15 protein-coding genes are annotated in these 22,994 nt (G+C 63.0%); 10 read left to right on the forward strand and 5 right to left on the reverse strand.

Going from position 1 to position 22,994, the window contains the following annotated elements; all coding sequences use genetic code 11:
• Positions 1–3 precede the first annotated feature (3 nt).
• Positions 4–6,810, reverse strand: coding sequence for a HAMP domain-containing protein (locus VJZ71_12475; protein HKQ48877.1), 6,807 nt, complete (start codon positions 6,808–6,810; stop codon positions 4–6).
• A gap of 609 nt (positions 6,811–7,419) precedes the next feature.
• Between VJZ71_12475 and VJZ71_12480 the strand changes: the two genes are divergently transcribed.
• Together VJZ71_12480 and VJZ71_12485 are read left to right on the forward strand one after the other, a co-directional pair.
• On the forward strand, positions 7,420–8,238 hold the full coding sequence (locus VJZ71_12480) for a 6-carboxytetrahydropterin synthase (protein ID HKQ48878.1): 819 nt from the start codon (positions 7,420–7,422) through the stop codon (positions 8,236–8,238).
• A gap of 148 nt (positions 8,239–8,386) precedes the next feature.
• The gene (locus VJZ71_12485; GenBank protein ID HKQ48879.1) at positions 8,387–9,700 is read left to right on the forward strand and encodes a homoserine dehydrogenase; all 1,314 of its coding nucleotides are present in this window, start codon (positions 8,387–8,389) and stop codon (positions 9,698–9,700) included.
• 4 nt (positions 9,701–9,704) lie between these two features.
• On the opposite strand, the gene VJZ71_12490 is transcribed toward VJZ71_12485, so the two are convergent.
• From VJZ71_12490 to VJZ71_12500, 3 genes are all read right to left on the reverse strand, one after another.
• On the reverse strand, positions 9,705–11,378 hold the full coding sequence (locus VJZ71_12490) for a beta-N-acetylhexosaminidase (protein ID HKQ48880.1): 1,674 nt from the start codon (positions 11,376–11,378) through the stop codon (positions 9,705–9,707).
• A gap of 53 nt (positions 11,379–11,431) precedes the next feature.
• The gene (locus VJZ71_12495; GenBank protein ID HKQ48881.1) at positions 11,432–12,109 is read right to left on the reverse strand and encodes a hypothetical protein; all 678 of its coding nucleotides are present in this window, start codon (positions 12,107–12,109) and stop codon (positions 11,432–11,434) included.
• A gap of 117 nt (positions 12,110–12,226) precedes the next feature.
• Positions 12,227–13,798 (reverse strand): cellulose synthase family protein, encoded by a 1,572-nt coding sequence (locus VJZ71_12500; protein ID HKQ48882.1) that lies wholly within the window; start codon positions 13,796–13,798, stop codon positions 12,227–12,229.
• Between the two features lie 201 nt (positions 13,799–13,999).
• Here VJZ71_12500 and thyA point away from each other — a divergent pair, with 201 nt between their 5' ends.
• The 3 genes from thyA (at position 14,000) to VJZ71_12515 (ending at position 15,812) form a co-directional block, all read left to right on the forward strand.
• The gene (thyA, locus tag VJZ71_12505) at positions 14,000–14,839 is read left to right on the forward strand and encodes a thymidylate synthase (protein HKQ48883.1); all 840 of its coding nucleotides are present in this window, start codon (positions 14,000–14,002) and stop codon (positions 14,837–14,839) included.
• Between the two features lie 8 nt (positions 14,840–14,847).
• Entirely contained in the window at positions 14,848–15,357 is a 510-nt protein-coding gene (locus VJZ71_12510) for a dihydrofolate reductase (GenBank protein HKQ48884.1), read from the forward strand.
• An 89-nt stretch (positions 15,358–15,446) separates the two neighbouring features.
• Positions 15,447–15,812 (forward strand): hypothetical protein, encoded by a 366-nt coding sequence (locus VJZ71_12515; GenBank protein HKQ48885.1) that lies wholly within the window; start codon positions 15,447–15,449, stop codon positions 15,810–15,812.
• Between the two features lie 22 nt (positions 15,813–15,834).
• Here VJZ71_12515 and VJZ71_12520 read toward each other — a convergent pair whose 3' ends face one another.
• Positions 15,835–16,689: a hypothetical protein gene (locus VJZ71_12520; protein ID HKQ48886.1), complete on the reverse strand. Its 855-nt coding sequence runs from the start codon at positions 16,687–16,689 to the stop codon at positions 15,835–15,837.
• Between the two features lie 585 nt (positions 16,690–17,274).
• Between VJZ71_12520 and VJZ71_12525 the strand changes: the two genes are divergently transcribed.
• The 5 genes from VJZ71_12525 (at position 17,275) to VJZ71_12545 (ending at position 22,969) form a co-directional block, all read left to right on the forward strand.
• Positions 17,275–17,979 carry a prepilin-type N-terminal cleavage/methylation domain-containing protein gene (locus VJZ71_12525; GenBank protein HKQ48887.1) on the forward strand — a complete coding sequence of 235 codons (705 nt, stop codon included), beginning with the start codon at positions 17,275–17,277 and terminating at the stop codon, positions 17,977–17,979.
• A gap of 77 nt (positions 17,980–18,056) precedes the next feature.
• The gene (locus VJZ71_12530) at positions 18,057–18,656 is read left to right on the forward strand and encodes a hypothetical protein (protein ID HKQ48888.1); all 600 of its coding nucleotides are present in this window, start codon (positions 18,057–18,059) and stop codon (positions 18,654–18,656) included.
• A gap of 3 nt (positions 18,657–18,659) precedes the next feature.
• Entirely contained in the window at positions 18,660–19,385 is a 726-nt protein-coding gene (locus VJZ71_12535; GenBank protein HKQ48889.1) for a hypothetical protein, read from the forward strand.
• A gap of 37 nt (positions 19,386–19,422) precedes the next feature.
• Positions 19,423–20,289 (forward strand): hypothetical protein, encoded by an 867-nt coding sequence (locus VJZ71_12540; protein ID HKQ48890.1) that lies wholly within the window; start codon positions 19,423–19,425, stop codon positions 20,287–20,289.
• A gap of 136 nt (positions 20,290–20,425) precedes the next feature.
• The gene (locus tag VJZ71_12545; GenBank protein ID HKQ48891.1) at positions 20,426–22,969 is read left to right on the forward strand and encodes an alpha-amylase family glycosyl hydrolase; all 2,544 of its coding nucleotides are present in this window, start codon (positions 20,426–20,428) and stop codon (positions 22,967–22,969) included.
• Positions 22,970–22,994: the final 25 nt, after the last annotated feature.

Raw genomic sequence — 22,994 nt, forward strand, 5'->3', positions numbered from 1 at the left:
AAATCAACGATGCAGCCAGGAACGAATCGAGGCCAGGAGCTGCTCCGTGTTCACCGGTTTGGCGAGATAATCCGAGGCGCCGGCCTCCAGGCACTTCTCGCGATCGCCTTTCATGGCCTTGGCCGTGAGGGCCACGATGGGGAGGCGCCGGAAGCGCGGCTCCTGTCGAATTGCCTGCATGGTCTGATAGCCGTCCATCTCGGGCATCATGATGTCCATGAGCACGATGGCGACATCCGGGGTGTCGTGGAGCATCGCGATGGCCTCGCGGCCGGTGGTCGCGGTCAGGACGCTCATTCCCCGTCGCTCCAGGACGCTGCTCAGGGCGAAGATGTTGCGGACGTCGTCGTCCACGATGAGCACTTGCTTTCCGGACAGGTACTCGTCGGAGCCGTAGAGTCGGCTCAGCATGTCCTGCTTGGCGGAGGGAAGGTCGGACACGACACGGTGCAGGAACAAGGCTGTCTCGTCGAGGAGGCGTTCGGGCGACTCCACGCCTTTCACCACCACGCTCCGCGCCAGCGTGTGCAGCCGGGCGTCCTCTTCGGGCGACAGCTCCTTGCCGGTGAAGACCACGACGGGAAGATCGTGGAGCGTGTTGTCGTCCCGGATCGTTTCCAGGACTTCGAAGCCGGTCATGTCGGGCAGGCGCAGGTCGAGCACGGCGCAGTCGAACCCGTTGTTGCGCAACTCGTTGAGGGCATCGGCGCCCGTGCCCACGGCGGTGATGTCGATATCCGAATGGCCGAGCAGTTCTGAGATGCTCATCTGTTCGGCGACGTTATCTTCCACGACCAGCAGGCGCTTGCGGCGCGGCCGGGCATACTCCTTGATCCGGGCCATGGCCTCCTCGAGACTCTGCGTGGTGGCGGGCTTGGTGACGAAGGAAAAGGCGCCCTGAGTGAGTCCGTGCTGCCGATCTTCATCCAACGTGACGATCTGCACGGGGATATGGCGCGTGGAGGGGTCCTGTTTCAGTTGGCTGAGGACAGTCCAACCCAGCATGTCTGGCAGGAACACATCCAAAGATACGGCCGTTGGATGATAGTCACGAGCCAGAGCCAGGGCCTCGGCCCCGCGCGCGGCGATGAGGACCTTGAATCCTTCGTCATGGGCCAGGTCGGCCATGATCCGCGCGTAGTGCGGATCATCCTCGACGATAAGCAATACGGTATCGCCGGGCTCAAGGACTTCACGATCGTCCGGAACCGTTTCAATGATGGTCTCAGCCAGGCGCAAGGTCGGAGCGGCGTTGCGCGCGGAACCGGATTCCTCCCGGGGGCGCGCCGGGGTCATGGGCCCCACGTATTTAATGGGCAGGTAAAGCGTAAATGTGCTGCCGACGCCGGGCGAGCTGCGCAGATGGATTTCTCCACCCAACAGACCGGCCAGTTCGCGGCTGATCGCCAACCCCAGTCCGGTTCCGCCGTACTTTCGGCTCGTGCCGGCATCGGCCTGCTGGAAGGCCTCGAAGATGATCTTCTGCTTATCCGGCGCAATGCCGATGCCTGTGTCCGCAACTTCGAAAGCGACGACGCCGCTGGCTGTGCTCAAAACGGGATGGCTGGGGCTCCATCCGCCGGGGGCGGCGGAGATGCTGAAGCGTACGCCGCCATGCTCGGTGAACTTGAACGCGTTGGAGAGCAGGTTCTTCAATACCTGTTGCAGCCGTTTCGGGTCGGTCTCCATGCTGCGACCGAGGTCCGGATCGACGGACAGGTCGAAGGAGAGTCTTCGATTCTCCGCTTCGTGACGGAAGGAGCGCTGCACCGTATCAACCAAGCCGGAGAACAAGATCTCCTGGGCGTCGACCGTGACCGTGCCCGATTCGATCTTGGACAGGTCGAGGATGTCGGTGATCAGGTTGAGGAGGTCGGTGCCGGCGCTGTGGATGGTGCGGGCGAATTCCACCTGGCGCGGAGTCAGGTTGGTTTCGGGATTGTCCGCCAGTTGCTGGCCCAGGATCAGGATGCTGTTCAGCGGGGTGCGCAGCTCGTGGGACATATTCGCGAGGAACTCCGACTTGTACTTGGAGGTGAGCGCCAGTTCGGTGGCCTTTTCCTCCACGGCGCGCCGGGCCTGCTCGATTTCCTGATTCTTGCGTTCGACTTCGACGTTTCGTTCGGCAAGCTGCTGGGCCTTCTGCTCAAGCTGCTCGTTGGATTGCTGCAGTTCTTTTTGCCGCGTTTGCAGTTCGGTGGCAAGCTTCTGGGACTGCGTCAGCAGACCCTCCGTCTGCATCGTCGCTTCGATACTGTTGAGGACGATGCCGATGCTCGCCGTCAATTGCTCCAGGAGCGCCAGGTGCGAAGGGGCAAATTCGGACAGCGACGCCAGCGCAAGGACCGCCTTGATCTCCCCTTCAAAGACGACGGGGTAAACGACCAGGCTTCGAGGCAGCGCGTTCGACAGAATCGAATCCACGCAGACGGAATTCGGAGGCACGTCCGTCACCAGAATGCGCCGCTTGTCGACGGCGCACTGCCCGACGAAGCCTGTTCCGAGGGAAAGCCGCGGGGGATACCCGTTGTCATGCGCATTGCCGTAGCTGGCCACGAGTCTCAGACTCCGTGCGTCTTCCGTGTCCATTCGGTAGATGACGCCCTGGTGGGCGTCGACGAGCGGAACCAGCTCCGAAAGAAGCAGCTTTCCGACGGTCAGCAGGTCGCGCTGGCCCTGCAACATGTTCGTGAGACCGGCCAGGTTGGTCTTGAGCCAGTCCTGCTCGGTGTTGGTCTCCGTCGTCTGGCGGAGGTTGGTGATCATGGTGTTGATGTTGTCTTTCAACTCGGCGACTTCGCCGCGGGCATCGACCTGGATGGAACGCGTCAGGTCGCCCTGGGTGACCGCCGTCGCCACTTCCGCGATGGCACGGACCTGCGTGGTCAGGTTGGCCGCCAGCAGGTTCACGTTGCCCGTGAGATCCTTCCACGTTCCCGCGGCGCCGGGCACGTCGGCCTGACCGCCGAGCCGGCCTTCGACGCCGACTTCGCGGGCCACGCTGGTCACCTGATCGGCGAAGATCGCCAGGGTATAGGTCATGTTGTTGATCGTCTCGGCCAGCGCGGCCACTTCGCCCTTCGCATTGACGGTCAAGTTCTGCTTCAGGTCGCCGTTGGCCACGGCCGTGACGACCTTGACGATGCCGCGGACCTGCTCGGTGAGGTTGGCGGCCATGACGTTGACGTTGTCGGTCAGGTCCTTCCACGTGCCGGCGACGCCGGACACCTTGGCCTGACCGCCGAGCTTGCCTTCCGTGCCGACTTCGCGGGCCACGCGGGTCACTTCCGCCGCGAAGGCGTTGAGCTGGTCCACCATCGTGTTGATGGTGTTCTTCAATTCCAGAATCTCGCCACGGACGTCGACCGTGATCTTGCGCGACAGGTCGCCGCGGGCCACCGCCGTCGTGACTTCGGCGATGTTGCGGACCTGCGCGGTGAGGTTGCCGGCCATGGCGTTGACGCTGTCGGTCAGGTCTTTCCAGGTTCCGGCGACACCCGGCACGATCGCCTGACCGCCGAGGCGGCCTTCGGTTCCAACTTCGCGAGCGACGCGAGTTACTTCGGCAGCGAAGGAGCGAAGCTGTTCCACCATCGTGTTGAGCGTTTCCTTGAGTTCGAGGATTTCACCGCGTACGTCCACGGTGATCTTTTTGGAGAGGTCGCCGCCGGCAATCGCCGTTGCGACCTCCGCGATGTTGCGGACCTGGGCCGTGAGGTTGCCCGCCATCGAATTGACGTTGTCGGTGAGGTCCTTCCAGGTTCCGGCGACGCCCGGCACTTCGGCCTGGCCGCCCAGACGTCCCTCGGTACCGACTTCGCGGGCCACGCGCGTGACTTCGGACGCGAAGCCATTGAGCTGGTCCACCATCGTGTTGATGGTGTTCTTCAATTCCAGGATCTCGCCCTTCACGTCCACCGTGATCTTGCGGGACAGGTCGCCGCGGGCCACCGCCGTCGTCACTTCGGCAATGTTGCGAACCTGACCCGTCAGGTTGCTGGCCATGAAATTGACGTTGTCGGTGAGGCCCTTCCAGGTACCCGCCACGCCCGGCACCTGCGCCTGGCCGCCCAGCTTGCCCTCGGTGCCGACTTCGCGGGCCACGCGGGTCACTTCGGAGGCGAAGGCGTTGAGCTGGTCCAGCATGGTGTTCATCGTTTCCTTGAGCTGGAGGATCTCGCCGCGGACATCGACGGTGATCTTGCGGGAGAGGTCGCCGCTGGCGATGGCCGTGGCGACTTCCGCGATGTTGCGGACCTGGGCCGTGAGGTTGCCGGCCATGGAGTTGACACTGTCCGTGAGGTCCTTCCACGTACCGGCCACGCCCGGCACGACGGCCTGGCCGCCGAGCTTGCCGTCGGTGCCGACTTCGCGGGCCACGCGGGTGACTTCGGCGGCGAAGGCGTTGAGCTGGTCCACCATCGTGTTGATGGTGTTCTTCAATTCGAGGATCTCGCCGCGGACATCGACGGTGATCTTGCTGGACAGGTCGCCGCGGGCCACGGCGGTCGCGACCTCGGCGATGTTGCGAACCTGTCCGGTCAGGTTGCTGGCCATGGAGTTGACGCTGTCGGTCAGGTCCTTCCACGTCCCGCCCACGCCGCGCACGACGGCCTGGCCGCCCAGCTTGCCCTCGGTGCCGACTTCGCGGGCCACGCGCGTCACTTCCGAGGCGAAAGCGTTGAGCTGGTCGACCATCGTGTTGATCGTTTCCTTGAGCTGCAGGATTTCGCCGCTGACGTCGACGGTGATCTTCTTGGACAGGTCGCCGCTGGCAATGGCCGTCGCCACATCGGCGATGTTGCGCACCTGACCGGTCAGGTTGCTGGCCATGGAGTTGACGTTGTCGGTCAGGTCCTTCCACGTGCCGGCGACACCGCGCACATCCGCCTGGCCGCCCAGCTTGCCCTCCGTGCCAACTTCACGGGCCACGCGGGTCACTTCGGAGGCGAAGGCGTTGAGCTGGTCGACCATGGTGTTCATGGTCTCCTTTAACTGAAGGATTTCACCGCTGACGTTGACTGTGATCTTCTTGGACAGGTCGCCACTGGCGATGGCGGTCGCGACCTCGGCGATGTTGCGCACCTGGCCCGTCAGATTGCTGGCCATGAAGTTGACGTTGTCGGTCAAATCCTTCCACGTGCCGGCCACGCCGGGCACCTGGGCCTGGCCGCCGAGCTTGCCCTCGGTACCCACTTCGCGGGCTACACGGGTTACTTCCGACGCGAACGAGTTGAGCTGGTCCACCATCGTGTTGATGGTGTTCTTCAATTCGAGAATCTCGCCGAGCACGTCGACGGTAATCTTGCGGGAAAGGTCGCCGCGGGCGACGGCGGTGGTCACTTCGGCAATGTTGCGGACCTGGGCCGTCAGGTTGCCGGCCATGGCGTTGACGCTGTCGGTCAGGTCTTTCCACGTGCCTGCTACGCCGGGAACGACCGCCTGGCCACCGAGGCGGCCTTCGGTGCCGACTTCGCGGGCCACGCGGGTCACTTCGCTGGCGAACGATCGCAACTGATCGACCATCGTGTTGATGGCTTCCTTGAGCTGGAGGATTTCGCCGCGGACGTCGACCGTGATTTTCTTGGACAGGTCGCCGCTGGCCACGGCGATCGTCACGTCGGCGATGTTGCGCACCTGGTCGGTGAGGTTGCCGGCCATGGAGTTGACGTTGTCGGTCAGGTCCTTCCACGTTCCCGCCACGCCCGGCACCTGGGCCTGGCCACCGAGTTTGCCTTCGGTTCCGACTTCGCGGGCCACGCGCGTCACTTCCGAGGCGAACGCATTAAGCTGATCCACCATGGTGTTAATGGTGTTCTTGAGTTCGAGGATTTCACCTTTGACGTCGACCGTGATCTTGCGGGAGAGGTCGCCGCGGGCGACGGCCGTCGTCACTTCGGCGATGTTACGCACCTGCGCCGTGAGGTTTCCGCACATGGCGTTGACGCTGTCGGTCAAGTCCTTCCACGTTCCGGCGACGCCGGGCACGATGGCCTGACCGCCGAGTTTGCCGTCTGTTCCGACTTCGCGGGCCACACGTGTCACTTCCGACGCGAAGGAACGGAGTTGGTCCACCATCGTGTTGATGGCTTCCTTGAGCTGGAGGATTTCCCCGCGGACGTCGACCGTGATCTTCTTGGACAAGTCGCCGCTGGCCACCGCGATGGTGACGTCGGCGATGTTGCGGACCTGGCCAGTGAGGTTGTTGGCCATGGAGTTGACGCTTTCCGTCAAGTCCTTCCAGACGCCGCTGACGTCGCGGACCTGGGCCTGGCCGCCCAGCTTCCCGTCCGTGCCGACTTCGCGGGCCACGCGCGTCACTTCCGACGTGAACACGCCCAACTGCTCGATCATCGTGTTGACGATCGTCGCGGAACGAAGAAATTCCCCCTCCAAAGGCCGCCCGTCCACATCGAGCCGGACGGTCTGCAACAAGTCCCCTTGGGCGACGGCGGAGATCGCGCTCGTTACGTCGGTAATCGGGCGAATCAGGTCGTCGATGAGCGTGTTGACGGAGGCTTCCATGGTCCCCCACGCGCCGGAGTGAAGGCCGAAGCGGGCGCGTTGCCTGGTTTTGCCTTCCTTGCCGACGACTTGTCCGACGCGTTCCAACTCGTCGGCCATTCGTGCATTCGTGGCCACGATACTGTTGAACGTGTCGGCGATTTTTCCGGCGAGACCGATCCAGTCGCCCGGCAACCGGACGGAAAAATCACCTTCGTTCACCGCCTGCAGGACGCTGAGCAATTCGCGCGGATCAACGCCTTCCGACATAGTGTCCAGCGTTTGTACCTCGTTTGTCGTATTCATCTTTCGCCTCGTGTGCGGTTTGATCGACGGGTCGGTCAGCGGCCGATGGTGCGTGTGCATCCCTCGCCAGGTCCAAAGTAAATTCGCCCGACTGTGAGAGTATAAACAACCTGCATATCGTTCCGGCGGCAAGTAGGGAATAATCCCATGCTTGGGGGACCACGGAAACCGTTCTCCATCACGTGATGGGGCCGCCGGGGATTACAAACTGTTTATCTGTTGTTAATCCGGCTGCAAGAAGTACGCGTTTATTTGTGACTAGCGGAGTTGAATCCACCGAATGTCGCATCAATGACCCCGGCAAACCACGGAGTTGAAAACCGGTGGAAGAACAGTGGACGGGGATCCCGCCTCGCGAGAGGAAGGCGACGATCCAACAGCGCGGCACAAAGCGCCGCGTGCCAACCATGAAATGGACATTGGCGATTGGCCTACCCTTGGGGGACACCCGGATTTCGATGTGCACGGTTGCTGCCGACGCTCCACCAATGCCCGGAAACGTGGGGCCAGTCACTGACCGTGCAAGGGAGCGGTCGGACCGTATATCATCCGGGGATGGTCCCATTCCAAAAGTCCCCCACTACTCCACCTAAGACACACCTCCGCCTCATGCGTGAGATTCGTTTTTCCATCGACCGCGACTGGGCCCGCGCGGCGCACGGGGACAGCGGGTTCGAGGGGGCGCTGCCGGTCACGAACTCGTGGGGCGGGTGGCCGTCGGGGGTCGGCGTCGCACCCTATCTGGTCCTGCGGATCGTCGTCTCCGGAGTGCCGGACGAGACCACGGGGTACCTGGTCAATATTCAGGAACTGGACATGCTGCTCCGCCGCCACGCCATTCCCATCGCCGCGCGGGAACTGAGCGAGGTCGGCGTCGCGCTAACCGGCGAGGGGCTCTTGCGCGATATCCATGCGGGCGTCGCGGCTCAGGTGCCGGCGCGATGTCGGCTGGAGACGCTTTCGCTCTCCGTGACCCCGTATCTGTCTTACACGATTCATTCTGGAGATCCGGCCATGGTCGAATTGACGCAATGTTTTGAATTCTCCGCTTCTCATCGCCTGCACGTGCCGACGCTCTCCGATGAGGAGAACCGCCGGACCTTTGGCAAGTGCAACAACCCCAACGGTCACGGACACAATTATCAGGTGGAGGTGACCGTGGCGGGCGAGGTCTCGGGCAAGACCGGCAGCGTCCTGCCGCTGCCCGCGTTTGAATCGCTGGTGAAGCGCGAGGTGATCGATCGGTTCGACCATAAGCACCTGAACGACGACACGCCCGAGTTCGCCAACCGGAACCCTTCCGTCGAGAATATCACGCGGGTGGTCTGGGATTTGCTGGAGCCGAAGGTTTCGCCTGCCCGGCTGCGGCGTGTGCGGGTGTGGGAGACGGCGAAGACTTATGCGGAGTATTCATCGCCGCATCCTTAGTTACGGTGAGTGGTTCAGGGGTGGCACGGTCTGACCGCGAAGCGGGCAGGCCGTGTTGACACCACGGCCTCGCTGCTGCGAGACCGTGCCACCCGAATCTCCGAAAGGCGCTTTTGACGATTCGCCCCTTCGGCGTTCTGATTCCCGGATGGCTGACACCATTGGAATCGCCCTCGCTGGATGCGGGACGGTCGGAAAAGCTCTGGCACGGATGCTCGTCGTCGACGCCGAGGCGCTCACGGCTCGTACCGGCATACGCGTCGAAATGCGCCAAATCCTGGTCCGTGACGCCAAGAAGTCCCGCGCCACGGTTTCACCGGCGCTGATCACGACCGATCCCGCGAAGATCCTCGCCGATCCTCAGGTAAAGATCTTCGTCGAACTCATTGGGGGGGCCGATCGTGCCAGAGAGCTGACACTCGCCGCTCTCGCCGCAGGGAAAGACGTGGTGACGGCCAACAAGGCCCTGCTCGCGCATCACGGCGCGGAGCTCTTCGCCGCAGCCCGCCGAGCCGGACGGTGTATCGCCTTCGAGGCGGCAGTCTGCGGGGGCGTTCCGCTCATCGAGTCGATCCGCCGCGGCCTGATCGCCAACGAGATCGACGCGGTTTATGGCATCCTGAACGGGACGTGCAATTTTATATTGACGCGGATGCTGGAGAACCATGCGAGTTATCCGCATGCCCTCGCCGAGGCACAGCGGCTGGGATACGCCGAGGCCGATCCGCGCCTGGATGTGGACGGCGTGGACTCGGCACACAAGCTGGCGATCCTCGCGTCCCTCACCATGCGCCGCTCGTGCGCCCTCAACCATATTCCCGCCCTCGGCATCGCCGACATCGACCTGATCGATCTTACGGCCGCGCGCGAACTCGGCTACGCCTGCAAACTATTGGCCATTGCCCGGCGGCGCGAGGACGGGCTGGAGCTTTCCGTGCGGCCGACGTTTATCCCGCTGGCGCACCCGCTCGCCAGTGTCGGCGGGCCGTTTAACGCGGTCAGTGTTTACGGCAGCGCGGTCGGTCATACGCTTTTCTACGGCCGCGGGGCCGGCGGAGCGCCGACCGCCAGCGCCGTCCTGAGCGACATTATCGAAGTGGCGACGGGGAACGCGGGGCGGACGTTCGCGCAGTTCGCGGTGCTTCCCGACCAGACTCCGCCGGCGACGTATCGTTCTCCGGGCGAGACGATCGCGCCGCACTATCTACGGATCAACCTGCTGGATCGGCCGGGCGGGATCGGCCGCATCGCCACGGCCCTGGGCGCCGAGGGGATCAGCATCGCGTCGATCATTCAGCGCGAGCCTCCGCACGCCGCGGACGGAGGCGTCGTGCCCGTCATCGTCACGACCCATCCGGCGAAGCACCACGCCGTGGAGCGGGCGCTCGCGGCCATCGCGACCTTCGACGCCGTCGTCGGCAAGCCGGTCTGCATCCCGATGCTCGATGGCGACGAGGCGTAGCCGATCAGGCACGGGATTCGTATTCGTCGAGGAGCTTTTGGTAATGGTCGAGGCTGTCGGCAAGGCCGCCGGGCCGGTTGCGCGCGAGCCAGAGCCGGCGGTGCGCCTGCATGATCCGGCGAATGTCGGCCGCGAGTGCCCGCCATTTCGAACGCGGCGTTCGTCGGGACTCCATCGCGGCGAGCGCGCGCCGGCACGCGTGGCCGAGAACGTTCAGCGTAATATTGAATTCCTGTCGAACCAGTGCGTCGTCTTCCCCGCCGAATCGCGCTTTGCGTCGTTGCTTCGCGAGTTCATCCGTCCGTCGGCGCATCCTTCGAACGCGGGCGGGTGTCAGCCCCTTGATGTCCGCGACTTCGTGGAGCGTCGCGTTGATGATGGAAAACAGGACGGTGCGATTATTGAGCGAGATTCCGGAGCCTTCGTGGATGCGGCCTGCCTCGCACCAAAGCTTGCCGCTGAGTCCGGTCGGATCATCATAGACCTGCCGGCTGAGTTCCGCGGCCACATCCATGTCACGATGGCGCTTCGCGCACCAACTCACCGCCGCGCCGTACAGCAGCCCCGGATAACTCACGGGCAGGTACTGGCGATGACCGAAGTCTCCCCAGTCGGTAATAAGGAACCCGCTCGCGCCGTGGCGGAGTCCGGCCTCGGCGGCGCGGTGCAGGTTTTTCAGCGCATTCGTCGTGCGGCCGGAGAAACTGCACCAGCTCGATGTGCCGGGGCAGACGTAAAACTCCAGTCCGGCATCGCGAACCCGGCGGCACTGCCGATCGAAGGGATGCTCTGACTCGTAGCCCCAGATCAGGGCGAGGGCATTTTTCGGAATGCGGCGGACGACTTCCGGATGTTCCAGAACTATGTCGCTCCAGAACATCATTTTGCGACCGCGCCGCCGCACCTCTCCGTACACCTTTTTCAGGTAGTCCAGATACACGGGACCGACGCCGCGCCGCCGGCAGATTTCCCGGCTTCGGCCCTGGCCGAGTTCAAAGGTCTCGTCGCACCCGACGTTGACCAACCGGCTGGAAAAGTGGGGCAGGAGTTGATCGAGGAGCGAGGAAACGAGTCGGATCGACCCCGGATCGATCGGGCACAGCGTGCTGGGGCTGTCGCGCGTCGTTCCCCATGGCGTCTTCCAGGGTCCATTCGTCTCCGCGAGCTTCGCATAATGCGGGTGCTTGAGCCAGCGCTCCATGTGGCCGAAACAGTTCTGATTCGGCACCAGTTCGACGCCCCGCGCACGGCAGTAGCGATCGTACGATTCAATCTGCCGCCCGGTCATCGGCGAGGCCCCGCGCCACACGGTCTCGTGACCGCGATAAGCGAAGGTGTGCTCCATGTAGAGTTGAAGCTGGTTGATCCGCCAGGCCGCCAGCCGGTCCACGAGCCGCCGCAGCGTGGTCATCGTCGGAACCTTGTCGCGGCTGATGTCGAGCATGACGCCGCGGACCGCAAAGTCGGGCCAGTCTTCGAGGTCCAGGCAGGGAATACGCCTCTGACCGGCGCAGAGTTGAACAAGCGCCGATCGGCCGTAGCGCAGGCCTGCCTCGCCGCCGGCCGTCAGTCGAAGCTCGTCGGGGCGGATGCAAATGGAAAACCACTGGTCGCCGCGCGGATGGCGAACTTTCTGCACCCGAACCGCACGGGGCGGCAGTTGGCCGCGCGAGGGCAATTGAATCTCGCCGCGCGAGAGTCGAAGGATCCTTGGTCGGGGGAAGATGGGCGTCAGGGCGTCGGGACCTTTTCACCGGCCGCATCGCCGGCGAGGCGCGATTCAAGCCCGGCAGGGACATAACAAGCGACTTTTGCCAGGGCGACGCCGCCGGTCGACGACGCGTCGGTCGCCAGAAGCGAGAACTCGCCGTTGGTCTCGTCGAAGATTCGCCGTACGAGCGTCAGGTCCTGCGGGGGATGCTGGAGAACGCCGTTGCGGACAATGAAGAGGCTTTCGACTCCCCGATAGGCCAGTTCGATTCGGACTTCGTAGCCTCGCTCGACCGAGCGATGCGTGACCGTCATTCGGGGGCCGATCCTTGCGGTAAAGTCGGCGGTCGATTGACCGCGCGAGGCCCGCGCTTCGATGAGCGCCTTGCAAAAGGCGTCGATGACGGCGGCCTGGGTCGCGGCGGCGCGCTGCTCGGGCGTCGCATCCGGGGCCGTTTCCGAATACCCCGCCATCTCGAACGCCAGCGTCCGCTGCCGATCCGAGGCGGCCGACAGATCAATCTCGTCGCCCGTCGCGGCCGCGCCGTTGTTGTCGCGATCGACGCGGATGCAGTACTCCGGCGTGACCGCAGCCTGAACCGGTTCGCTCGTCTTCGGCCTTTGGCATGCGACGCCGATCCCTGTCAGCAATCCGCAGCATAAGAAGACCCCGCGCCCGCGACAAAGGTTGGATGTCATGGTAATTCTCGCACCGACCGATGAAAGGAAACGACCGCGCCTGACTGGGGGGAGAATGTAGACTCCGCAGACACCGCTGTCAAGCCGCGCGGCCGCTACCGAGGTGAACGATGGGACTCACTTGGATGCGGGAAGTGGCGCAGGGAGCAGGTCCTGTTTGGTCCCCTCCATCGCCGAATCGACGGACCAGTCTTGCGTTCGAGCCGCCTGGTACCGGCCGTAGAAGGTGAGCATCGCCACGTACAGATAGCCGACGGCGAAGAGGCACATGAAGAAAAGCCCGATCCACATCTTCTCGATAACCGTGTAGGCGACGCAGCCGCTGAGATACAACCCCATCGCCAGTTCGCTCCACGCCTGAATCCGCTTGGCGTCGAGGCGGTTCCGGCCGGTCTTGTTCACCCAGCCGTTGTCACCCCGGCCGGCGACACCGAATTTCGGTGTGCGCACAAACTCGGACGACTGCCCCAGCAGGCCCTCGATGGCCGCGCGGGCGTTGTTGAGTGAGACGCCGACGCCGAGGCTGACAAGAAACGGCAGGTATTTCAGGCTCTCACCCCACGTGCGGAAGACCTCCCGCTGACTGGCGACGTAGAACGTGCTTGCCGAGCAGGTGGCGATGAGCACCAGCGAGATATCGAAGATCGCCCGCAGCACGATGTGATTCGCGAACACGTGCACCTTGGTGTAAAGCACGGGCAGAAGGAGCAGGCTGAGGACAAGAATGAGGAAATAGCTGGCCCAACTGGTCAGGTGGAAGAATGCCTCCAGCTTGATCCGCCAGGGCAGGCGCGAGCGGATAATACTGGGCAGGAGTTTCCGGCAGGTCTGCGCCCCGCCCTTGGCCCAGCGGTGCTGCTGGCTCTTGAACGCGTTCATTTCCGGCGGCAACTCGGCCGGGCTCGTCACCTCCGGGAGGTAAACGAACTTCCAGCCCTTCATCTGCGCCCGGTAGGACAAATCGAGGTCTTCCGTGAGCGTGTCGTGGTGCCAGCCTCCGGCGTCGGCGATGCACGTCCGCCGCCAGGCCCCCGCCGTACCGTTAAAGCTCATGAACCGCCCCGAGCGATTTCGCGCGGCGTGTTCGATGACAAAGTGGCCGTCGAGCAGGATCGCCTGGCTTTTTGTGAGCAGCGATTGCTCGCGATTGAGGTGTTCCCAGCGGGCCTGGACCATGCCGATCTGCGGATCGACGAAATGGTCGATCAGGTGGTCAAGGATGTCCGTCGGAGGGATGAAGTCCGCGTCGAAGATGACGATGAACTCGCCCGTCGCCACCTTGAGCCCCTCGGCCAGGGCACCGGCCTTATAACCCTCGCGATTGTCCCGGTGCAGGAAAACCACGTCGTGACCCGCCGCCCGCATCCGCTCGCACGTCGCGCGGGCGATCTCCGTCGTCTCGTCGGTCGAGTCGTCTAGGACCTGGATCTCCAACCGGTCGCGCGGGTAGTCGATTCGGCAGGCGTTCTCAATGACCCGCCGGGCGACAAACTGCTCGTTGTACATGGGCAGTTGGATGGTGACCCGCGGGCGCCCGAGGAAGCAGGCGGTCTTGCGCGGGTTGTTGCGGCGGTACTTGTAGTAGAGATAGACCAGGCTGTAGCGATGCACGCCATAGACGGCGAGGACCAGGCAGACCGCGAGGTGCGTGTAAATCAGGAAATAATGCCAAGTCGTCGGCTCTTGCATGGGTACATTCTCAAGTATGACTGACAAGCAATCAGGCGTGTTTGGCCGCGGCGCAATAACACGATGTCCGTCTGGCCAATGATTTTAGGGACCGCCGACCGGAGCGTCAAACCCGCCGAATCACCTCCGAAATAGGCGGATTGCGGGGCATTAGCGGTCCACCTACACTCCGCGCGTATTGGGTTATCACGGAGGATTATTATGCAGGTCTACCTCGATTTGGTCCGCAAGGTGCTGGATGAGGGTGTCCGCAAGCCTACGCGGACGGGCGTGGACACGATCAGCCTCTTCTCCGCGCACTATCAGGTGGATCTCGCCGCGGGGTTTCCCCTGCTGACGACGAAAAAAATGCAGTTCGCTTCCATGCTCCGCGAGGTGCTCTGGTATCTCTCCGGGGAGAACCACATCCGCAACCTCCGCGAGTACACCAAGATCTGGGATGCCTGGGCCGACGAGCACGGCAACCTCGACACCGCCTACGGTCACTACTGGCGACACTTCCCCAGCGCGACGAAGGACGAACACGACCGCTGGCAGGTCCGCGAGATCGATCAGATTCGCTACGTGCTCGACACGCTTCGGAAGGACCCCAACAGCCGGCGGCTGGTGGTGACGGCGTGGGAGCCGGGCAACGCAATCGCCAGCAAGCTGCCGCCGTGTCACTACACGTTCGCGTTTCACGTCTCTGACGGCAAGCTCAACTGCCATCTGTCGCAGCGCTCCGGCGACGTGGCCCTGGGGATTCCGTTCAACCTCGCGGCCTATGCGACGCTGACACAGATGATCGCGCAGGACGTCGGCCTGGGGCTGGGCCGCTTCGGCCACACGATTATCGATGCGCACATCTACTGCGCCGATCCCGGCGGGCCGATGGCCGAGTATGACCACGTCGCGGGATTGAGGGAGCAACTCACGCGCCAGCCGCTCTCCCTGCCGCGCCTGGAGATCGCCCGCAAGCCCTTCGACGAACTTCGCTTCGAGGATTTCCGCCTCGTCGGCTATGAATGCCACGAGGCGATCAAGTTCAAGGTGGCTGTCTGACTCGCCCCATGCAAACCATCATCATCGTCGCCATGACCCCCGACCGCCTCATCGGCAAAGGGGGCGCGCTGCCCTGGCACGAGCCGGAGGATTTGAAGCACTTCAAGCGGACGACGATGGGCCACGCGGTCATCATGGGCCGCAAGACGTACGATTCGATCGGGCGACCGTTGCCGGGGCGGAGGAACATCGTGATCACAAGAAACGTCGAAACGCCAAAAAGTCAAAAAGTCAAATCAGAAGACGGCACGAGCCTTGACGTGGTTCACTCGCTTGACGAGGCGCTTGAACTCTGCCGGCAGCGCGGCGAGGAGACGGCGTTTATCGCCGGGGGGGCGCAGATTTACGAACAAGCCCTGCCCGTCGCCGACGAGATGATTGTGACGTGGATTCAGCAGCCGGGTCTGACCGGTGACACCTATTTCCCCGCCTGGCGCGAGGAGGATTGGGAGGCGTTGCCGGAACCCGCCGCGGGAGGGCTCAAGATCGTCCGCTACCGCCGCTGCACGCCGCGTTAGGTGCGGTGCTTCAGGCTTCGCCGTTTAGGTTGGGGGATTGATATCAGAGGGGCCGATTTACTATGATGGTGGCGCAGGGAGGCCCGACCATGTTTCGCCGAATCAGAGTCATTGTCGTTCTGACACTCCTTATCGCGGGGACGGTCTATCTCGCGTCACCGCCGCCGACACCGCCACCAATGCGATATCGACTTCCCGACGAAGTCGGGTTTCTGGAGCATCGCGGGAAGCGGTATTTCCTCAACGACTTGTTCGATCCGGCGTTTCGCGCGGCGAGCGACGATCGATTCGTTAAACAATTCGACGAGGGGCTGAAAGTCGCCGACGCACGGACGCCCGACCAGCGATCCTCGGACAAAAAATCGAAAGCAGGCGAGCTACAGCCGCTTCCCTGGGCCGGACGTGGCCCCGACAGGCGGGTCGATGAAGGAGTATGGGCCGGATCAGATCCGTGATTTATCCAGGTGAAGAGTACGATCAGATCTTGGCGGCCGCACTTTCAAACCACTCCCGCCCCCAACTCAATAGCCCGTGAATGAAGAGCGCCCCGACCGCAACCGGCGCGATCGGTCGGCAACTTCGGATGAACGGCACGATCGCCTCTGGCTGATTGTCCAGCGTCACGATCTCGTCATGCTCATCCTTCGCCTCGGCGGTCTGCCACCGCGATCGCACCTCATCGGCCGAAAAGCCCAGTCGCGCCTCGAACAATAGCTCCGGCTGGTGGATCTCCTTGTCGCGGATGAGACCGACGCACACCAAACCGCGCGTCTCGTCCGTCCGCAATCCCAGTTCCTCGGTCAACTCGCGGGCGACGCTGGCGAACGCGTCGATGGTTCCATCCGCTTTCCGATCGCCGGCCTCCAGCGAGCCGCCGAAGGTATGCACGTGACCGGCGTGATAGACGACGCGCGTCGAGCGGCGGCCGTAACAGATGCGACCGTCGCGCGTCAGGAGTGTGGCCGTCGTGCCGATGGGGTTGGCGAAGCGGTGCCAGCCGAACTCGTCGAGGCGATGCCGGTTGTAGAGGTTCGTCCCGACAAAATCGCGGAAGCACGTCGGCCCGACGGTCAGATGAAACCGATCGCCCGCCGGTCCGTTCTCGATCGCGTGGCGGACATACCGAAGCAACTCGCCGTTGAAGAGCATGCGATCGGTCCCCTTGGCAAGGGCGACCTGGCGGCCCCACTCTTCGGCGATCAGTGCTTCGAGCTGCGGGGTCGAGGGCCGGGCGTAGGGCTCGAAATCGACCCCGACGGCCTCCGGGGGAAACTGGCCGCAGGCATCGATGACGAAGGGGAGGCGGTCGGTGGGGGGAGGGTTCGGCGTCATGGGCGTCTGATTATCGCGGGGGGCGTCAAATGACGCGATATGCCGCTTCGCGACCGCTTTCGGCCTCGTCTGGGGCTGGAAAGAATCCCTACAAGAGGACGGTTGACCCCGCCTCGGTGTTTGTATTACAATGTTTTACAGCGATGAAGCGGTCACCGGCGATCTTGGCGCTACTTGTGTTCCTGCCCCTGGCATTGGGGGCCACGCCGCTTCTGCATCATCACGATCATCACGACGCCGCCCCGTGCCAGATCTGTTACCTGGTGAAAGTCGGATCTATTGCGCTGGCAATCGGCTTGGCCGTGCTGTTGATCTCGGCACAACCCGTTCGGCCGTTTTCGCGCCCGAGCGATGCCCGGGTCCACAGTTCCGAACATCACTCGCCCTCCGCGCCCCGCGCCCCTCCTTCCCGCTAACTCGCAACTCCCTGCGCCCGAAGTCTCGTTGAGCGTCTGCGCGCCTTCCCCGCCGATAGTGGTTCGGCGTGGGGCGGCGTGATCCCCTTCGAGATTCGATTCCCGTTCTTCAACGCGCGTATCGGTACATCCTTCATTCGTTTGCGATCCCTCCGGGAGGAGGTGGCTCATGCGTCGACGTGGATTCACGTTGATCGAATTGCTTGTGGTCATCAGCGTCATTGTTGTGCTAGTCGGCATCCTGCTACCGGCCCTGTCGCGCTCGCGGCAGATCGGCCGCGCAGCGAAGTGCCTGGCGAACATGCACAGCCTTTGCGCGGCGGTGCAGATGTACGCCGACAACAACGAGGGTTTCTTGCCGACCGGCGGCTTCGCGCACGGAGGTTCCGTCGATGAGGGGGCGGCGTGGATCAACACGGCGGCGCAGGAAATCGGCTCCGAGCAAGTGGTGCGCTGTCCGGCGGATGAAAGCCCATACTGGAATCAAGTCGTGCCGAACTCCGACCAGAAGCGGCGGATGAGCTACGCCAATAATTACTACATGATGGGGACGATCGAAGGCCGGGAGGAGTTCACGTCGCTTACCCGAATCAAACGATCGTCCGCGACGATCTTCTGGGCGGAACTAACCCAGCAGGGCAGCTTCGCGGCCTCTGATCACGTCCATCCGGAGACGTGGTTCATCAGCCCACGGACGTTTGCGGCGCGGGAGGTTGATCTCGAGCGCCATCTGAAACGGGCCAACTACGGATTCCTGGATGGGCACGCGGAGCCGCAGCGATTCGAGGACACCTATACGCTCAACGTCCAGGCGAGTCAGTTTCCGAATCTCGTTTGGACGCACAACAAGTATGACCCCGCCGTGGGATGGTAAAGGGGCATTCGATACTACTGAGATGAGGTTTACGAAAGTGTTTTGAACTCAAGCGAAACCGAAACGGAGGGTTTCTGATGCGAAGCTTCTTTTGTAGGGGAATCACGCCAATCATTCTCGCTGCTTTGTTTACTCTGCCGGCACAGGCCGGCGTCAAAGGCGGCGACGTCAACATCGGCATCGATCCGGACAGCGGCCAACTCGTGGCGCTGTGGGGCGGAGAACTTGTACAATTGCCGGAGATCAACGGCCCCCTGTTCGGGTTTGGTATCGACGAGCCCGGATTCTTTACGATTACGGATTCGGTGGTGGGCCTCGTTCCACCGGAGGCGGGCGCCAATCTGGTCCTGGATGTCATTACGTTTGATGACGCTTTGAAAGGTTGGCGACCCGGATTCGCCGGTTTCTTTGACGATCCCGGCGAGACGTGGGACATCGGTTCCGTGCCTTTCGACGATCATCCGTTCTGGCACATCGACTCCAATGACCCCGGCTTCGTTCCGCCGCCCGGTCAGACCGCGTGGAACGCCACGTTTCGAATCCTCGACACCGGCTCCACGGGTTACCTGCCCTCGGAGGCGCTGACCGTGACGTTTACGCCGGAGCCGACGAGTTTGGCGATTTTGCTGGTCATTTCCGCGTTATCGCGGCGCGTCTCGCCGCGGAAGGGACGGTGAGAAATGCGAGCCCGAAATCCCGTTTATACGACGGTTGCCGCCATCCTCGTCGCCTTGTGCCCTGCTGCCGCGCGGGCTCAGCACAGCGGCGACGTCTTCGTCGGTCGCACCGCCGCCGGGCAACTCAAGCTCGGCGGCTTCATTCCCGACCTCAACGTCATCGTCTTGCCGCCGGTCAACGAGCTTTTCAACGGTTGGAGCGATAACAACCCCGGCTTTGATCGCGTCATCACCGACGATGTGCCTAATGATCTGCTGACTTTACAATCCGGGGTACAGGTGCGAATCGAGGTCATTCAGGTCGATCCGGCCTTTCAGGCCATCAGCCCGAGCTTCGTCGTCATCGATGACCCCGGAGAACGAATTCTCCTGGGTAATAACAATCTCCACATCCATCTTACGTGGCTCATTAATTCGGATGAGCCGGACTTCGACCCGCTCAAGGTCCTGTGGCGCGCGACGTTCAAGCTGGTCGACACCGGCTCGACCGGCTACACGGCGTCGGTCCCGTTCACGTTCTACTTCGCGAACGTCGATTGCACGCGCGGCGATTGCGACGGCAGCGGGATCATCGACGGGGGCGACGTCCAGAAATTCGTCGATACCGTCCTCAACCCGGCGGGAGCCGCCGAACTGGATCGCTGCCGTGCGGATACAAACAGGGACGGTCTGGCCACGCCCGATGACGCCACGTCTTTCGTCGAATTGCTGCTCGCGCAACCGTCATAATAGTCGCATCATGACCGCGATTTGCAGGAAAGGCAGGATGGCCGCGGGGTGGCGCGGCGCCCTTTCGCTGGTCGAATTGATCATCACCATCGCGATCATCGCACTGCTGATCGCCGTTCTGCTGCCCGCCATGAGCCAGGCGCGTGAGCATGGCCGCCTGACGCTTTGTCTCTCGAACCTGCGCGGTCAGGGCATGGCGCTGCAGGCCTATACCGCGGATTACCAAGGGTCGATGCCGCCGCGCCTGGTGTGGAGTTACTTCAACTCCACGGGGCTCCTGATCAACGAAATCCTGGCGAACGACAACAACGAACCGTTTTCCCCGGCGACGGACGACACCGGCTGGCGGCATCCGGTCGGGATTTGGCGGTGTCCGGAGGTCGGCGACGACTGGGCCCGCCGGGCTCATTCGGGGTTTCTGCACTACGCGCCGAATCGATGGCTGTTCAACACCCTTACGGCCTACGATGAAGAGACCGGCTATTGGACGGCCTCGGACGCGCCGCAGGGCTGGGACGAATACGGCGGCGATGCGTGGCGAAAGCTGGAGCACATCCGCCGGGCCAGCGAGATCGTCGCCCTCGCGGACAACGTGAATTACTACCACCCACCGCACAATCAGCGCGAAGGCCGAGAGAGCATGGGCTACTCGTGGGAAATCGTCAGCGACGAGGCCGTGGACGACACGGGCACGTCGCTGCGCGCCAGCCATCGCCGGCTGGTCAAGCGGCCGTGCGTCTTCGTCGATGGACACGCGGAGCCGCTGCCCGCAAGCCGATCGTATTGGCAGGACGCGCTGCACACCTATACGCCCAAGCGGTATCCGGGCTTTTCGGTGGATCTCTACCAGCGCGAAGTGGAGCGTTTCATGTGGTTTGTCAGGCTCGAGGATAGCGGGTCGTAAATGCCTGACTCACCGGGCCTGTTTCTGTTATAATCCAATGGGTTGATCGCTGCCTTGAGCCGCATTGGGGGACGAGCGGCACGTACTATCACAAAGAACAGCGACTCGCACGCCTGTTTTAGCCAAGGGAAAAAAAGTGACCCAGAAGATAAACGTTTTACTAATCAGTGCGGTGATCTCCGGATCGCTTTTCGCCCCCGCCGTTGCCGGCCCACCGTCGCCGCGGCCCTTCGAAGACGAGATCATCTACCAGTTCATGCCCATCGCCTGGCGCGACTCCAACAACGACGCCCAGCGCTTCGGCGACTTCGACGGCATGACCGCGTCGCTCGATTATCTGGAATCGCTCGGCGTGACGATGGTGTGGATGACGCCGATCTTTCCCTCGCCCGCGTACCACGGCTACCAGCATGGTCCGGCCGACCAGCTCAACCCCTGGTTTGGCACGGAGGCGCAGTTCCTCAACTTCGTCAACCAGGCCCACGCCCGCGGGATCAAGGTCTTCATCGACAATGTTGTTTACGGCATCAGCCAGACCTCGACGTGGTATCAGAGCGCCTACAACAACCCGGCGAGCCCCTACGACGCGTGGCTGGCTTTCACCAACGCCGCCAACACGTCCTATCTGGGCAGCGTCTATACGACATGGAACGGTTCGTCCGTCGGGTTTATCCACTGGGACCACAACAACGCGAATCCCACGGCGCTCGTGACGGGCTGGGCCCAGCACTGGCTCGATCCCAACAACGACGGCGATCCCTCCGACGGCATCGACGGTTATCGTCTCGATCACGTCTGGTACGAATACGGCAGCGGCCCGAACGGCTGGGGCTACAACATCGACGATTTCTGGGTGCCCTGGAAGACGGCTTTGCAGACGGTCAACCCGAACGTTCTAACCTTCGCCGAGCAGGCCGATTGGGGCATCACCGGCTCGACGCTGATGGCCGCCTTCGACGCCACCATGACCAAGCCGTGGGAGTTCGCCGTTCGCGACGCGCTGACGAGCGAGACGACGGGCAGCTTGTATAGCCAGACCGCCGCGACGCTTTCGCAGCTTCCCGCGGGCAAGACTTTTCTCGGCATCATCGGCGATCACGACGTCGACCGGTTGACGTCCATCCTCGGCGGCAGCCTCACCAAGGCGAAGGCCGCGGCGGCGATCCTGCTGACCAGTCCCTTCCCGCCGATGATCTACTTCGGCGATGAGATCGGCATGCGCGGCACCAAGGGCAACTGGGGCACGGACGCCAACGATATCCCCATGCGCGAGCCGTTCAAGTGGAACGCGGTCGCGGGGCCGCCGATGAGTAATTATTTCGTGCTCAACGCGTCGGCGTACAACGCCCGCGTCTCGCAGAACAACGACGGCCGCTCGGTCGAGGAGCAGGACGGCGTCGCCGGTTCGCTGCTCGAGGCGTATAAGCAGCTTATCGTCCTGCGCAAAACGCACCCGGCCCTCCGCTACGGCCAGTACGTCCCCATCACCAACAGCAGCACCCGGCACTGGGGATTCCTGCGCTACGCCGAGGGCGAAGAGACGCTCTTCGTCGTCATCCGCGTGCGCACTGGCAGCGGCAGTTCGACCTTTAACCTGTCCAACACGACAATCCCCGGCGGTTCAACGACGCCGGTCGATCAGATCACCGGAGCGCCGCTCGCCCCCATCACCGATGCGAACAAGTCGGCCTACAACATCTCCATGCTCGCTTACGATTACAAGATACTCCAAGTCAACCTTGCGCCCGTCGCCCCGCCGCCCAACGAGATTGACGGCGTCGATGTGCCCGAGAGCCTCGGCGGCGTCAGCCTGCAGGCGACGCAAAACAACGCGACGGCGCTCGGTGACAACCTCTCCGAACTCAATCAGCTTTTTGTGCGACCCACGTCAACGGGCCTGCGCGTCGGGATCACCGGCAATCTCACGACCGACGGAACCGGTCTGTGCCTGTTCATCGACTGTAAGCCCGGCGGTCAGAACGTGCTCAACTTCTCCGGTTACGCGCCGCCGCCGGGCGGCCCGCACCTGCTGACCGGCACGCAACTCGACGCGGGTTTCGAGCCCGACGAGATGATTTTCACGAATACGGCGGGCGGAACGATCTACGTCGATCAATTCACGCTTTTGCCCGGTGGGATCACCAAACTTTACAAGGGCAACGGCACGCTGGGCGACGGCGACGGTCTCTTGAACGGCGGGTCCAACGCCAACGGCATGCAGGCGGCGATGAACAATTCGAATACGGGCGGCGTGACGGGCAGCAGCGTCGCGAACGCCGCAACGGCAATGCACGGGTTTGATTTCCTGATTCCCTACGCCGACATCGGCGTGGCGGGGCTGAACGGCGGGAATGTGAGGATCGCCGCGTTCATCCTTCGCACCAACGGCGACGTGACGAACCAGTGGCTGCCGGGACTGGGCGGCGGGTACGGCAACCTCGGCGTCTCGCCGGATTTATCGACGATCCCGCAAAGCCAATTCGTGTCGGTCGCGCTGACCCTCCCCGGCGACATCGACGCCGACGAGGACGTCGACCTTCTCGATGCCGAGGCGCTCGTCAACGTGCTCCTCGATCAACCCTCCGATCCCGCGCACCCGACTCGCTCAGACCTGAACCGCGACAATTCCGTCGACGCCCTCGACATTGCCGGGATGACGGAAGCGATGATGTTGAATTAAGTGCGGGCGAATGTGACGCAGGTAG

This window comes from Phycisphaerae bacterium, assembly GCA_035275405.1.
Classification (GTDB): Bacteria; Planctomycetota; Phycisphaerae; order UBA1845; family UTPLA1; genus DATEMU01.

Coding starts and splice junctions, on each gene's coding strand:
- VJZ71_12510 (HKQ48884.1), top strand. CDS start 14,848: ATGCAAACCATCATCATCGTCGCCATGACCCCCGACCGCCTCATCGGC.
- VJZ71_12525 (HKQ48887.1), top strand. CDS start 17,275: ATGCGTCGACGTGGATTCACGTTGATCGAATTGCTTGTGGTCATCAGC.
- VJZ71_12520 (HKQ48886.1), bottom strand. CDS start 16,689: ATGACGCCGAACCCTCCCCCCACCGACCGCCTCCCCTTCGTCATCGAT.
- VJZ71_12480 (HKQ48878.1), top strand. CDS start 7,420: ATGCGTGAGATTCGTTTTTCCATCGACCGCGACTGGGCCCGCGCGGCG.
- VJZ71_12530 (HKQ48888.1), top strand. CDS start 18,057: ATGCGAAGCTTCTTTTGTAGGGGAATCACGCCAATCATTCTCGCTGCT.
- VJZ71_12485 (HKQ48879.1), top strand. CDS start 8,387: ATGGCTGACACCATTGGAATCGCCCTCGCTGGATGCGGGACGGTCGGA.
- VJZ71_12475 (HKQ48877.1), bottom strand. CDS start 6,810: ATGAATACGACAAACGAGGTACAAACGCTGGACACTATGTCGGAAGGC.
- VJZ71_12500 (HKQ48882.1), bottom strand. CDS start 13,798: ATGCAAGAGCCGACGACTTGGCATTATTTCCTGATTTACACGCACCTC.
- VJZ71_12515 (HKQ48885.1), top strand. CDS start 15,447: ATGTTTCGCCGAATCAGAGTCATTGTCGTTCTGACACTCCTTATCGCG.
- thyA (HKQ48883.1), top strand. CDS start 14,000: ATGCAGGTCTACCTCGATTTGGTCCGCAAGGTGCTGGATGAGGGTGTC.
- VJZ71_12535 (HKQ48889.1), top strand. CDS start 18,660: ATGCGAGCCCGAAATCCCGTTTATACGACGGTTGCCGCCATCCTCGTC.
- VJZ71_12495 (HKQ48881.1), bottom strand. CDS start 12,109: ATGACATCCAACCTTTGTCGCGGGCGCGGGGTCTTCTTATGCTGCGGA.
- VJZ71_12540 (HKQ48890.1), top strand. CDS start 19,423: ATGGCCGCGGGGTGGCGCGGCGCCCTTTCGCTGGTCGAATTGATCATC.